Here is a 13,611-nt window from a genome sequence, read left to right as displayed (position 1 = left end):
CACCCGGTTGGAGGGTTGTTGGTCTGAGTGATAATACGGTTGAGGGGCTGAAAGCCCGGTACGGTGAACGCTGGCGCTGGCTGGCGTTGGCGACGGTGGTACTGGGCACCATGGCCACGGTACTCAGCGCTACAGTTGTCAACGTCGCACTCCACGACATCATGCTGGAATTCGGCATCCGCCAGGGCCAGGTTCACTGGCTGGCCACGGGCTTCATCGCGGCCATGACCACCACCATGCTGGCCTCTTCGTGGCTGCTGGATCATTTCGGTGTGCGCAAGACCCTGGCTACGGCGATGTTTCTCTTCACCCTGATATCCATTCTGGGCGGCTTTGCCACCTCACCGGAACAGCTGATCGCCGCCCGTATCGGGCAGGGCGCCATGGCCGGCCTGATGCAGCCCATGGGGATGTATCTGGTATTCCGGATTTTCCCCCGTAACCGTCGTGGCCAGGCCATGGGAATCTACGGCATGGGCGTCATTCTCGCGCCTGCCCTGGGGCCGGTCCTGGGTGGTTTTCTGGTGGACGAACTGAGTTGGCGTTATGTGATGTTCGCGCCCGTGCCGGTAACCCTGATCGGCGTATTGATGGCGTGGCGCTTCCTGCCCCTGCCGGTATCCCGTCCTGAGCCTTACCGGTTCGATCTGCCCGGCCTGGTATTGCTCGGCATGACCATCGGATTGTCTCTGGATACGCTGAATCGTCTGCAGCGAATAGCCGGGCAGGAGGAGCGGATTGTTATCGAGGGTCTTGTCGCCCTGCTCTTCCTTGTGCTCTTTGTGGTCCGCGAGCGGCGCGCCCGTCACCCGCTGGTGAACATCAACCTGCTTCGCAAACCCTCGTTTGTCTATGCCAACCTGGGGGCCATGGCACTGGGGCTTGCGCTGTTTGGTTCCACCTACCTGGTGCCACTGTTTGTCCAGACGTCCCTCGGCTTTTCCGCAACCGAGGCAGGTCTGCTGATGTTGCCGGCGGGCATTGTCCTGGGTATGACCTTTCCCCTCGCTGGCCGGCTGGCGGACCGGTTGAGCGCCCGTAAACTGGTCATTTTCGGCATTGTCCTGTTCGCCATCTCGGCAGTACTGTTTGCCCTGTCTGACCTGGAACTGGCCTTTGGCTGGCTGGCCCTGTGGACGGTTCTGGGGCGTATCGGTATCGGCTTCATGCTACCGGCGCTGTCCACCGGTGCCCTGAACCCGCTGGCGCCGGAACAGCTCGGTGCCGGTTCCAGCACCATCAACTTTACCCGTCAGCTTGGCGGCGCCTTTGGCGTGAATATTGTGGCGCTGACCATTGAGTTTGGCGACCACAGTGGCGGCATACCCACGATCGACGCTTTTCATTCAGCCTGGTGGCTGGTGGCGGTTTTCGTGGCGGTGGCGGCGATTCCGGTATGGAAAATGAAGGTATAGTTGTCATTACCGCCGCAATTGATTAACATTTTCGCACTCTTCAGGGGAGTAGCCTCCGTGTCGTAGCGTTTCCACGGCGCGGATGATAGTCAACATGCTTGGAGCCCAATCTCCATGGCTATCATGTTTCACCCGGGCAGCGGTGAAACTGGCAAGACCTGAGGCAGCTTCACCTCCATAGGGCGGACGGTGGACTGTCTCATGTCTGGATGTCCGCCCTGGAGCTTTTCATGGACGCTTTTCTCGCATCAACAGTTGCGGTCGCCATTGCGGAAATCGGTGACAAAACCCAGTTACTCTCCCTGTTTCTCGTTGCCCGCTACGCCAGCCGCCTGTCCATCATCCTGGGCATCTTCGTTGCCACAATACTGAATCATGCCCTGTCGGCCCTGTTGGGCGCCTGGATAGCGGAGTGGATACCGGAGGCGTGGTTGCCCTGGATTCTTGCCGTCAGTTTCTTGGCCATTGCCCTGTGGTTGCTGATTCCGGACAAGGATGACAGCGACGATGCCGCTTTCCTGGGTATGGGGGCGTTCATGGCGACAACCGTCATGTTCTTCCTGGCGGAAATCGGTGACAAAACCCAGATAGCGACAGTGGTTCTGGCGGCCCGCTATAGCGAAACCTTCTGGGTCATCGTGGGAACCACCGTCGGTATGCTTTTGGCCAATATACCGGTTATCATGGCTGGTAAATGGCTGATGGACCGTCTTCCACTGGCGATGGCCCGGATCGGGGCAAGCATCCTGTTCCTGATTCTGGCGGCTGTTACCCTGTGGACCGCCCTGATGTCGGTGTAAGCCGGCATATGACTAATCTGAAGTGCCGGATACCGGATTTGAAACTTATGCATCGTAAACAGCTCACCGTTTTTCTTGTCTCCTGGCTGGCGCTGATGCTGGCCGTGCCGCTGCAGGCGGCAACCGAACCACAGGCAACCGGTGACAAGCTCAGTGCCGCGCAGCCGGAAGACGAATCTTCCGATAAACCCCGCGTGCCCACGTTTGCCATTGAGGGTGATCTTGCGGGCGAGCTGTCGGTTATCTCGACCCGCTATGAAGATACCTTCGCAGCCATCGGCAATCGCGACAGCCTCGGCTACCTGGAGCTGGTAAAAGCCAATCCCGGGGTCGATCCATGGCTGCCCGGCGAGGGCACGCGGATTACGGTGCCACGGCATTACGTGCTGCCCGATGTAAAACGCGAGGGCATTGTCATCAACCTGGCGGAATACCGGTTGTATTATTTCACCGGGAGCGGTGTTCAGGTGTATCCGGTGGGTGTGGGCACGGAAGACAATCCCTCGCCACTGACAGACGCAGAAGTGACAATGCCGCTGGAGTCGCCGGCCTGGTATCCGCCCGCGAGCATCCGTGCCGAATATGAGGCGGATGGAGGCTATCTGCCGCGGATGATTCCTCCTGGCCCGGATAACCCGCTGGGCAGCCATGCCTTGATGCTGAGTGAGAAAGGTTACCTGATTCACGGCACTAACAAGCAGTTTGGCGTTGGCATGCAGGTCAGTCATGGCTGCTTTCGCATGTATAACGAGGACATATCCCGCTTCGTTTATGAGGTCAGCAAGGGCACACCGGTGCGGGTGATCAAAGAGCCGGTAAAGATCGGCATGAAAGGCAAGGAAGTCTGGCTGGAAGTCCATCGCCCGGAAGAAGAGTACAGCAAGCAGGACAGGGAGGAACTCTGGCAGGAAGTTGCGGTAGCCGTGGAAGAGTTTCGCGAAAAGGTGCCTGGCGTGGAGGTTCAACGTATGGCCATTGAGCTTGCGGTTGATCAGGCTGACGGATTACCGCGGATGATTGGCGAACAGGTTACCCGGGTTGCGAACGAGAGTGCGGAACCGCAGCGAAGCACCCCCGATGGCGACGAGACCCGGGAGCAGCGTCTCTGGTTCTGACGTTATCTCCTCTGCAAGCAAGGAGAGCCGGTGACCGGCACCATACTGATTACCGGCGCCAGTTCCGGCCTCGGCAAGGGGCAGCCGGTCGCCGATACGTGTGACTAACCTATATCCCGGCTATATTCGTACTGAAATTAATGCGACAGTAAAGCGTGCGCCGTTTGTTCTGATCCTGTAACCGGATCCGGAGGGAGTGATGAACGCGAACCAACCCATCAGATCATCCTCGAAAGGTCGTCTGCACTGGTGGCTGGCCTTCTTCATGCTGGGCCTGGCACTGTCACTGGGCTCCCTGACCCATTCGGTTTTTGCCCAGCAGGAAGACGATACCCCCACCGGACTTGTACTCACCGTCGAAGGCGCTATCGGCCCGGCCACCATGGACTATGTGGTGCGCGGCATTCGCCGTGCCGAATCTGAAGGCGCCGGGCTGCTGATTATCCAGATGGACACCCCGGGGGGGCTGATGAGCTCCATGCGGGAGATGATCAAGGAGATCCTGGCCTCGCGGGTGCCGGTGGTAACCTGGGTATCACCCGCCGGGGCACGTGCCGCCAGCGCTGGTACGTATATACTCTACGGCAGTCACGTGGCGGCCATGGCGCCTGCAACCCATCTGGGCTCTGCCACGCCGGTTCAGATGGGCGGGCTGCCCGGTTCCGAAGAACCCGGCGAGACTTCAGACGAGGATTCCGCCAACGGCACCGAAGGCAGTGAAGGAGAGGAAGCCGGGGAGGAAGCTGGCGATGGTTCTGCGGAGCCGGAAAAGCGCCGCGGGGGCTCCGCCATGGAGCGCAAGGTTCTCGAGGATGCGGTCAGCTATATTCGCGGACTGGCAGAGCGTCACGGGCGTAACGCGGACTGGGCCGAGGAGGCGGTGAGGGAAGCGGTCAATCTCGGCGCCACGGAAGCCCTGGAAAAGAATGTGGTAGATGTCGTGGCCGGCAACATGACCAGCCTGCTGGAGCAGCTGGACGGTCGCACTGTGAAGATGGCAGACGGTGAAAGGACCCTCGCGACCGCCAATATGGAGCTGACCCGGGCGGACCCGGATTGGCGTACCCGCCTGTTGTCGGTGATCACGGATCCGAACATCGCCTATTTCCTGATGATCATCGGGTTTTACGGCATCATCTTCGAGCTGTCCAACCCGGGCGCGGGCTTCCCCGGTGTGATTGGCGCCATCTGTCTTGTCCTTGCGCTGTTTGCCTTCCAGGTACTGTCCGTCAACTATGCGGGCCTGGCGCTGATCCTGCTGGGGCTTGCCTTTATTGTCGGTGAGGCCTTCATGCCCAGCTTTGGCATATTGGGGGTGGGAGGTATCGTTGCTTTCGTGACGGGCTCCATCATCCTGATGGATGGCAGCCACCAGGATATTTCCCTGCCCACCGTAGGGGGAACAGCACTGGTTGTCGCCGGCTTCACGCTCTGGACCGTCATCCGCTTTATTGGCTTGCGCCGGAAACATCCGGTCAGTGGCAGCGAGCAGATCGTTCATGAGCGGGTGAGAGCCCTGGAAGACTTCCAGGAAAAGGATGGCCGGTACAACGGCCACGTCCGCATGAGCGGTGAACGCTGGAACGCTGTGAGCCAGGCGCCGGTCAAAGCGGGTGACCTGCTGCATGTGACAAGAATTGATGGGTTGACGGTCCATGTTGAACCCGAGCCAACCAAGGAGGCGTTATGAATATTACCGACCTGATTCCCTATATCGCACCCATCGTGGTGTTGTTGCTCATTCTCGGATCGGCAATCAAGATCCTGCCGGAATACGAGCGCGGCGTGGTGTTCTTCCTGGGTCGCTTCCAGGGCGTGAAAGGTCCGGGCCTGATCATTGTCATTCCCGGCATCCAACAGATCGTGAGAGTGGACTTGCGTGTCATTACCCTGGACGTCCCCAGCCAGGACGTGATCTCCAAGGACAACGTTACGGTCCGGGTGAACGCGGTGCTGTATTTCCGGGTGGTTGATCCCGAGCGGGCGATTATCCGGGTGGAAGATTTCGGCTCGGCCACCAGCCAGCTGGCACAGACCACGTTGCGTTCAGTGCTGGGTAAACACGATCTGGATGAGATGCTGTCGGAACGGGACAAGCTCAACTCTGACATTCAGGAGATCATTGATTCCCAGACTGAAGAGTGGGGCATCAAGGTTGCCAACGTCGAGATCAAGCACGTGGACCTGAACGAGTCCATGATCCGGGCCATAGCACGACAGGCTGAGGCGGAACGTGAGCGCCGCGCCAAGGTTATTCATGCCGAGGGTGAATTGCAGGCTTCTAAAAAACTGGTGGAGGCGGCGGAAGTCATGTCGACCAACTCCGGAGCCATGCAGCTACGCTATATGCAGACCCTGGCGGACATGAGCACCAACAATAGCTCCACAATCGTGTTCCCGCTGCCGATGGAAATGATGTCCACTTTCATGAACAAACCTTCTCCCAAGGCGCCGAAGGGCAATGATGAGGACGCCTGACAGAGTGGGTTTTCAGGCACAAAAAAGGCCGGGATATCCCGGCCTTTTCATTACGCGGCAGCCTTACTTCTGGCTGGCACGCTCGAGCATGCGCTTGGCGCGCTCGTTGGCTTCGTCAGCCGCTTTCTGGGCAGCTTTGGCAGCAGCCAGTGCTTCGTCAGCTGTACGCTGAGCGGAGCGTGCAGAGCTGGAAGCGCTGTTCGCGGTTTCCATTGCATTTTCAGCAGTCTGTTCCGCGGAAGAAGCAGTTGCATTGGCTTCATCCATTGCGCCCTGGTCTGAAGTGGCACAACCTGCGGTCAGTGCTACGGCAGCTGCAAGCCCTGCGATCGTAAGTTTACGCATTGTAAATCCCCTTATTGGTCGTTTTATTTCCTGCGTTCCAGAAGTCATTGGTGCAGACGTTCTGTTAAATCGGGGCCGATAGCATTAGTAGCTAACGGCGTCGTTAAACAGTGTAAAACACTCTAGACGGAAATGTTAACTAAGGATACGTAAAAGTTCCCGTGTCATGACAACAACGTAATTTTGCAGTAACGGTTTATGCCGGGACACCAGCGCCCGCTGATGGATCAGGGGACTATCCGGATGGGGGTTCCATCGGCAACAAGCTGCCAGATCTCATCCATTTCTTCATTGCTGACGGCGATGCAGCCATCTGTCCAGTCGAGGCCCAGAAAGGCAAACGCCAAGTCGCCGGCGTCGTTGGGCAAGCCATGGATCATGATGCTGCCGCCAGGATCCAGACCCCAGGCTGAAGCCTGCTCCCGGTCCTGCTCGTTCGGATAGGAGATATGGATGGACTTGTAGAAGTCACTGTCGGGATTGCGCCAGTCCAGCACATATTCGCCCTCGGGCGTGCGCTTGTCGCCCTCATAGAGCTTGTGACCGGATGGGTTGTCACCAAGACCGATGCGATAGCTGCGGACCACCTGCTCGCCTGACAGGAGATAAAGCCGGCGTTCCTCCTTGCGAACCAGTACCTCACTGACTTCCGGGGCTTCTGCCATGGCCCCCATGGGCAGCTCTGACGCGGTCGCTGGTTTGCTGGCAAGTGTGAGCAGGCAGAACAGGGCCACCGCGCAGGCGGCTGTCAGGTTTCTGGATCCGGTGGCAGAGATTAACGATAAAGATTTCAGGAGCATGGTGGAGCCAATCATTACTGTTTGTACACTTTATAGCACAGGCATTTCGTTAATCGAAACGGCGTTTCGACATGGTTTTGTAAAAAGGTGTTCATTGATTGTCCATTTTCAGGCCGACCTTGACTACCCGGTCGGCCTCGGTAGCCCTGGCCACCAGCGTGACCGGCCCCAGCTTCACCTTGTCACCGATCACCGGATGACCTTTCGTGCGCTTTGCAAAGCATTCGGCAAGAGACAGTTCCGGAGGCAGTTCGTCAAATTCAATGCCGTAAACCTGTTCTACATCGCCCAGCAGGGCATCACCGTTAAGCACGAAATCACCAAAGAATGCCCGCTCTGCCAGATACCGCGGAGCATGTCGACCGCTGAGGGCCTTGCCCAGCTCCGGTAATGCAGCCGGCGTGGCAAACATGGCCAGGACGTCACCAGCAGACACCTCCATGTCCGGACTGGGCTGGTGGCAAACGCGCTGGCGGAAAACGCCGGCAATCGCGGTGTTGTCCGGAAGCCGTAGCTGGCCCAGGGGTTTGGGCGTTTCCCAGACGTCTCCCTTGAGCGGGAAAAGCATCAACTCATGATCCCCGGCGGCCGGAACGTCCAGAGGCAGACGCCGATAAGGCCCCTCGCCAGCGGGCACCTCAAGGCGCAGCTTTCGCGCCAGCGGCGCCATGGTGGTGCCCTGGACGACCAAAGACACCAGCACGATGAAAAAGGCGACATGGAAAATGAGCTGGGCCTGGGGGATATCAGCGATGATCGGGAACAGCGCCAGTACAATGGGCACGGCGCCCCTCAAACCGACCCAGCTGATAAAGCCCAGTTCCCGGCGATTAAATCCGAAAGGCCAGAGTGTCGCCATGACCGTGAGTGGCCGTATCAGGAAAATCAGTGCAAATGCCAGTATGAGACCACCGCCGGCCAGCGGTAAAAGTTCCGATGGTGTGACCAGCAAACCGAGCATCAGGAACAGGCACAGCTGGGCGAGCCAGGCCAGGCCATCATGAACCTGTAGTATCATCGGCATCATGCGCACCGGTCGGTTGCCGATGACCACCCCGGTCAGATAGATGGCGAGAAAGCCACTGCCCCCTAGGGCATTGGTGCCCGAGAACACCATGATGCCGGCGGCAACCACGAGTAATGGATAAAGCGACGGCGTAAGCCTGATCCGGTTGGCCATTTCCACCACGATGAAACCACCGATCACGCCTATGGCGCCGCCAATGCCGAACTGTTTCACCAGCATCACCAGGGCAATCCAGCCTTCCGAGGCGCCGCCGGCCTCAATCATGGTGACCAGCATCAGGGTCAGGAAAATGGCCATCGGATCGTTGCTGCCCGATTCGATTTCCAGGGTCGCGCTGACCCTCTCATTCAGATGGAGGCCGCGGCCCTGGAGCAGGGAAAACACCGCTGCCGCGTCTGTGGAGGAAATAATGGCGCCGATCAGCAGTGCCGTGAGCCAGTGCAGATCGAACACCCACCAGGCGACCAGGCCGGCACCAGCGGCAGTCAGAAACACGCCAAGGCTGGCCAGCATCAGCGCCGGGCGCAGTCCCACGCGGAAGGTTTCGGCCCTGGTGCGCATGCCGCCATCAAGCAGAATCACACCCAGGGCGAGGTTGGCAATCAGGAAAGCCAGTTCGAAATCGTCAAACAGCAGCCCGCCCGGGCCGTCTTCCCCCATCATCATGCCGACAATAAGAAAAATCAGCAGTACCGGCATGCCCAGCCTGCTGGACAGCGGGCTGAGCATGATGCTGATGACCAGCATCAGTGCGCCGATCAGGGTGAGAATCGGATCCATTCATGCTCCGGTTCGGGGATAAACTCCGATAATAACAGCTTGGGCTTCGGGTCAGTGCAGTTTCAGGCGCGGATGCATGGCGCGGGTAATGCGGTCCATCAGCCAGATGACGCTGGTGCGCAGGAAACCGTGCAGTGCTAACTGGTGCATCCGGTACAGGGAAAGGTAGAACAGGCGCGCCACCTTGCCTTCAATATACATGCTGCGACCGGAGAGGTTGCCCATCAGGTTGCCCACGGTGGTGTAACGGCTGAAGTTGATCAGTGAGCCGTGGTCGTTGTAGACAAAGGGAACAGCTTCCCCGCCCTGCAGGCGGTTGCGCAGTGTCTTGAACAGCACGTCTGCCTGTTGGTGGGCGGCCTGGGCGCGGGGCGGCACCGGGCGCTCCGAGTCCGGCTGGGGGCATTCCGCACAGTCACCAAAGGCAAAAATATCCGGATCGGTGGTGGATTCGAGGGTTTGATGGACCTTTATCTGATTGCCCCGGTTGGTCTCAAGCCCCTCCAGCTCTGCCAGGAAGGCCGGGGCTTTGATGCCCGCCGCCCATATGGTCATTTCGGAGGCGAGCTCGGTGCCGTCCTTCATAACGAGGGTGTCGTCGCGGATTTCATTGACCGGCTGACCGGTCAGCACCCTGACATTCTGATGTTCCAGTTCACGGGTTGCCGCGGCCGAGAGTCGGGCCGGAAGCGCTGGCAAGATACGCTCCGCGGCCTCAATAACGGTAATGGAAACATCTTCCGCGCGCAGGTGGTTCATGCCGTAAACCGGCAGTTCCCGGGAAGCCAGGCGCAGCTCGGCAGCCAGTTCCACACCGGTGGCGCCGGCCCCGATGATGGTGATGGGCAGTTCGTGGCCATTGCCGCAATAGGCGTCATGGTTCTTGCGCAAAAATGCATTGAGCATCAGGTTATGGAAGCGCCGGGCCTGGATGAGGCTGTCCAGAAACAGGCAATGGTCCTGGGCGCCGGGTGTTCCGAAATCATTGGCAGTGCTGCCGACAGCGATCACCAGGGTGTCGTAGTCAATATGACGCTCCGGAACGACTTCTTTTCCCTCTTCATCGTGAAAGGGCGCAATCACGACCGTTTTTTGCTTGCGATCAAGCCCGCTCATCCGGCCCAGCTGGAACTCGTAGTGATGTTTGCGGGCATGGGCCCGGTAGTTGATTTCGTTGGCGTTGGCATCCAGGGAACCGGAGGCCACCTCATGGAGTAGCGGTTTCCAGACATGGGTCAGACCGGCGTCCACCAGGGTAATACGGGCCTTGCGCTTCTTGCCCAGTTTGTTGCCAAGGCGGGTGACCAGTTCAAGACCGCCTGCGCCGCCACCGACGACAACGATATGATGAAGGTTTTCCATAACACGGGGTTCCTGCAAGGCGGTCGGCTTCAGTGGCGGACCCGATAGTGATCCAGAATGCTCGCCATGTCTTCGGCGAGGTCGGTAACCTGTTCCGGCTCGATGTCTCTTTGTGCGAACGACCGCAGGCCGATAAGCTGGGCCTGAAGCAATCTCGCCAGCCGTGCACAGTCGGTGCCGGCATCCAGTTCGCCCCGCATTTTTGCCTGCTCCAGGAGTTCCCTGAGGGACTGCTCTATCGCGTGCAGGATGGTATTGGCCTGATCTGCCACTACTGTGTTGGTATAGCTTGCTTCCAGCAGTGTCTTTACCACCATGCAGGCTCGCGACGGGATGTCCGTGCCGGGACTGGACTGGCGGGCGACGCGGCGAAGATATTCCTGCAGTCCGTCCAGTATCGACTGATACCCGGCGAGATGCTCCCGAAGTTCTGCCCCACCCCTCTCTGCGTACGCGGCGAGGGCCTCACTGAACAGGCCGTCTTTGCTGCCGAAGGTGGCGTAGATACTTCCCGGGCGCATATCCAGCGCCAGCTCTATCTGCTTCATGGAGGCCCCTGCGTAGCCCTTTTCCCAAAACAGGTTCATCGCTTTTTCAAGGGCGATCTGTCGATCATAGCGAGCGTTTCTGGCCATTGATAGCTACCCACTCCCGGTGGTTGAAATATGCCTGATTATAGCTTGAACGAGTGCTCAAAAACAGGTACCGTTGGGCTGTAATTGAGTAACCGCTCAAAAATACATTTTAGAGGAGAACGCTATGTCAGATTTCCCGCTTCACAATGTGGAATCCGCACCGGAAAAATCCAAACCGCTTCTGGAAAAGTCACTGAAGGGGTTTGGCATGATTCCGGGCCTGCACGCCGTTATGGCGGAAGCACCGGGCGTTCTTGAAGCCTATCAGACCCTGCACCAGCTCGTGCTCGACAGCAGCTTCGACAACGACGAAAAAACCGTGGTCTGGCAGACCATCAATGTCGAGAATGCCTGTCACTACTGTGTGCCCGCGCACACCGGTATCGCCAAGATGATGGAAGTATCGGACGACATCATCAACGCATTGCGGGATGAAACGCCCCTGCCCAGCGACAAGCTGGAAGCCCTGAGAGACTTTACCCTTGCGGTGATGAACAAGCATGGCAATGTCAGCAGGGAAGACCTGGATGCCTTCTACAAGGCTGGCTACAAACACCGGCAAGTACTGGAAGTTATTCTGGTGTTGTCCCAGAAGACCATGAGCAACTACATCAACCACATCGCAGAAACCCCTGTTGATGAGCCGTTCCAGAAGTTCGAGTGGCACAAGAACAAGTAACTGGGCTGCATTGCCACGGCGCCACGGATGCGGCTCAGCCTGCATCCGTGGCCAGAATGCCGGCCTGCCGCTGGCGTTTTTTCTGTAGCACTTTGTCCACGCACTGGTCTTCGTCCTTCAGAATCACCACACACTCAAGGCACTGAATACATTCGTTATAATCAATGCGACCATCCTTGCGAATGGCGTTGATGCCGCAGCTGTTCTTGCAGTGCTGGCAGGGTTTGCCGCACAGCTCCACCCGATCCAGCCAGCTGAACAGTCGCAGCTTGCCCAGAACCGCCAGCCCGGCCCCCAGCGGGCAAAGGTAGCGGCAGTAAAACTTGTGAATGAACATGCCGATTACCAGCAACCCGACGGCGTAGACCACGAAGGGCCAGGAGCGCACAAAGAACAGTGTGATGCTGGTTTTGAACGGTTCCACCTCCACAAGCTTCTCCGCCAGTTCCAGGGAATAGAAAGCGGTTCCCACCAGCACCAGTAGAATCGGATATTTCAGAACAATCAGCCGGCGGTGCCATTTGTCCGATACTTTGATCTGGCGGAACTTCAGCTTTTCGCCCAGCCAGGCGGCCATCTCCTGTAATGCACCGAACGGGCAAAGCCAGCCACAGAACAGCCCCCGGCCCCAGATAAACAGCGTGATAAAGGTATAGGTCCACAGAATGAACAGTACCGGATCCATCAGGAAAACGTTCAGGGAAAAGCCGTCCCAGATGGACAGGAAAAGGGTGTAGATATTCACCACCGAAAGCTGGCCCTGGGCGTAGAAGCCAATGAAGAAAAGCGTGAAAAACAGGAAGCCCCAGCGGAAACGGTGAATCAGTTTCGGGTGTCTGCTCAGGGTACGTTGACGGGCAAAAAACACCGTCAGCACGGCCAGTCCGGCCACCAGAACAGCAATCGTCAGCCAGCGGTCCTTCCACAGCCCGATCCACACCGGCGGGCGATTGTCTTCCGGGCGGGCGGCCACCTCGACGGTCTCGAACAGTTCGTCGGCAAAATCCACCGGGATATCGAGCTCGGTATTGTCGGCCACCAGGTGATTTTTGCGCAGCGTGACATTGAGTTTCAGGCTGGCGTCGGCACCGGGGTTGAAACCGGCATTGCCACCGACCCGGAACAGGGTCGCTGCTGCCATGTCAGGCATGCCATCGATGGAGATGGCGATGTTCTGGTGGAACACGTTGATATCGCGTATTTCCAGGGACAGGTTGTTCTGCTGCAGCCCCAGCCGCCCCGGGGAGCTTCCCGGGGTAAAATCGTCTGACACGTGGGGATAAGCGCCGCGGGACATGACGGCCATTATCTGCGCGCCCGGCCCGATGCGTTCTTTCAGCCGCTCAAAGCCTTCATCACCCAGCAGGTTGCGGCCCACCATGGGCGCGTTGATGTAACCAAAAAACAGCTCGGTAAAGGGCTCGCCCGGTTCCGGTTGCGGCCCCTCGGGGTAGGCCGACAGTGGCGCGCCGAGTTTGGCTTCGACGGCTTCGGGGCTGACCTTCCAGTGGCCGAGGTAGCCACGGTCCACCAGTTGCTGCCAGGAGAGGGGTTGGTAAAGGTCGGTTCTGGCCCGGGTAGCGGCTTCCTGGGTAAACCCGTCCAGCTTTTCCCGCGCTACCTTTAGGGCCGAGGACAAAACAGTGTCGTTGATGATCAGCACCGACACCGTTGCCTTGCTTACGCCGTCGAAACGGACGACGTTGCCATCCGCATCCGTGCCAGAACCGGAGCCGGACGTATCAACAATGATCTGTTCCGTCAGTGAGCGGCCTTCATACTGGTCAATGAATTCCAGCAGTGGCTCCTCCCCCAGTCCGTGAAGAAAAACCGGTTCGTGGTGGCTGAGGATGCGCACACCGGTAAAGCGCCCACGTGTATCCAGCCCTATCAGCATACTGATGGGCTTGCCGGCAAAACCCTGGAGCCGGCTCAGATCGAGGGATTCGTAGGCGTAGCCCAGCCGCTCCTGAAGCTGATAAACCGGATAGACCGGATAATCCGGTAGCTTGTCGCGGATTTCCGTGGCCTTGGGAAACAGTTCCTGGATCATCGCCCGCTTTTCATCGTTCAACGCGCCGTGAGCTGCCGGGAAAAGGCAGATAATGACCAACAGCAGCAACAGCCGCCCGGGCATGGCATCTCTCCAGAGTCTTTTTGTTGTTGGTTCTGCTT

12 protein-coding genes are annotated in these 13,611 nt (G+C 58.5%); 6 read left to right on the top strand and 6 right to left on the bottom strand.

Annotated features, from left to right (window positions below; genetic code table 11):
* The first annotated feature begins 23 nt into the window (after window positions 1-23).
* The 5 genes from DIT71_RS05155 to DIT71_RS05130 all read left to right on the top strand — a co-directional run bounded on the left by DIT71_RS05155 (window position 24) and on the right by DIT71_RS05130 (window position 5,808).
* Window positions 24-1,415: an MDR family MFS transporter gene (locus tag DIT71_RS05155; protein WP_114612133.1), complete on the top strand. Its 1,392-nt coding sequence runs from the start codon at window positions 24-26 to the stop codon at window positions 1,413-1,415.
* Between the two features lie 230 nt (window positions 1,416-1,645).
* Window positions 1,646-2,215 carry a TMEM165/GDT1 family protein gene (locus DIT71_RS05150; protein WP_114612345.1) on the top strand — a complete coding sequence of 190 codons (570 nt, stop codon included), beginning with the start codon at window positions 1,646-1,648 and terminating at the stop codon, window positions 2,213-2,215.
* Window positions 2,216-2,262: 47 nt separating this feature from the next.
* Window positions 2,263-3,330: a L,D-transpeptidase family protein gene (locus DIT71_RS05145; protein WP_114612132.1), complete on the top strand. Its 1,068-nt coding sequence runs from the start codon at window positions 2,263-2,265 to the stop codon at window positions 3,328-3,330.
* Between the two features lie 199 nt (window positions 3,331-3,529).
* Window positions 3,530-5,020, top strand: coding sequence for an NfeD family protein (locus DIT71_RS05135; protein WP_114612131.1), 1,491 nt, complete (start codon window positions 3,530-3,532; stop codon window positions 5,018-5,020).
* On the top strand, window positions 5,017-5,808 hold the full coding sequence (locus DIT71_RS05130; protein ID WP_114612130.1) for a slipin family protein: 792 nt from the start codon (window positions 5,017-5,019) through the stop codon (window positions 5,806-5,808). Before DIT71_RS05135 ends, DIT71_RS05130 begins: the two co-directional genes overlap by 4 nt.
* Before the next feature lie 63 nt (window positions 5,809-5,871).
* Here DIT71_RS05130 and DIT71_RS05125 read toward each other — a convergent pair whose 3' ends face one another.
* The 5 genes from DIT71_RS05125 to DIT71_RS05105 form a co-directional block, all read right to left on the bottom strand.
* Window positions 5,872-6,153, bottom strand: coding sequence for an Lpp/OprI family alanine-zipper lipoprotein (locus DIT71_RS05125; protein WP_114612129.1), 282 nt, complete (start codon window positions 6,151-6,153; stop codon window positions 5,872-5,874).
* A gap of 227 nt (window positions 6,154-6,380) precedes the next feature.
* Complete coding sequence (locus tag DIT71_RS05120; RefSeq protein ID WP_227537955.1) at window positions 6,381-6,953, bottom strand: L,D-transpeptidase family protein; 573 nt, start codon at window positions 6,951-6,953, stop codon at window positions 6,381-6,383.
* A gap of 91 nt (window positions 6,954-7,044) precedes the next feature.
* Window positions 7,045-8,760 (bottom strand): potassium/proton antiporter, encoded by a 1,716-nt coding sequence (locus tag DIT71_RS05115; RefSeq protein ID WP_114612128.1) that lies wholly within the window; start codon window positions 8,758-8,760, stop codon window positions 7,045-7,047.
* A gap of 51 nt (window positions 8,761-8,811) precedes the next feature.
* Window positions 8,812-10,122, bottom strand: a complete 1,311-nt coding sequence (locus DIT71_RS05110; protein ID WP_114612127.1) for an NAD(P)/FAD-dependent oxidoreductase — start codon at window positions 10,120-10,122, stop codon at window positions 8,812-8,814.
* 29 nt (window positions 10,123-10,151) lie between these two features.
* Window positions 10,152-10,757, bottom strand: a complete 606-nt coding sequence (locus DIT71_RS05105) for a TetR/AcrR family transcriptional regulator (protein ID WP_114612126.1) — start codon at window positions 10,755-10,757, stop codon at window positions 10,152-10,154.
* A gap of 124 nt (window positions 10,758-10,881) precedes the next feature.
* On the opposite strand from DIT71_RS05105, the gene DIT71_RS05100 reads away from it, so the two are divergent.
* Window positions 10,882-11,436, top strand: coding sequence for a carboxymuconolactone decarboxylase family protein (locus tag DIT71_RS05100; protein WP_114612125.1), 555 nt, complete (start codon window positions 10,882-10,884; stop codon window positions 11,434-11,436).
* Window positions 11,437-11,470: 34 nt separating this feature from the next.
* Here the strand turns inward: DIT71_RS05100 and DIT71_RS05095 are convergent, their stop codons facing one another.
* Entirely contained in the window at window positions 11,471-13,573 is a 2,103-nt protein-coding gene (locus DIT71_RS05095; RefSeq protein ID WP_114612124.1) for a NosR/NirI family protein, read from the bottom strand.
* Between the last annotated feature and the right edge of the window lie 38 nt (window positions 13,574-13,611).

Origin of the sequence: Marinobacter vulgaris (genome assembly GCF_003344045.1) — a bacterium.
GTDB lineage: Bacteria > Pseudomonadota > Gammaproteobacteria > Pseudomonadales > Oleiphilaceae > Marinobacter > Marinobacter vulgaris.
This window is presented reverse-complemented; position numbering and strand designations above follow the sequence as displayed.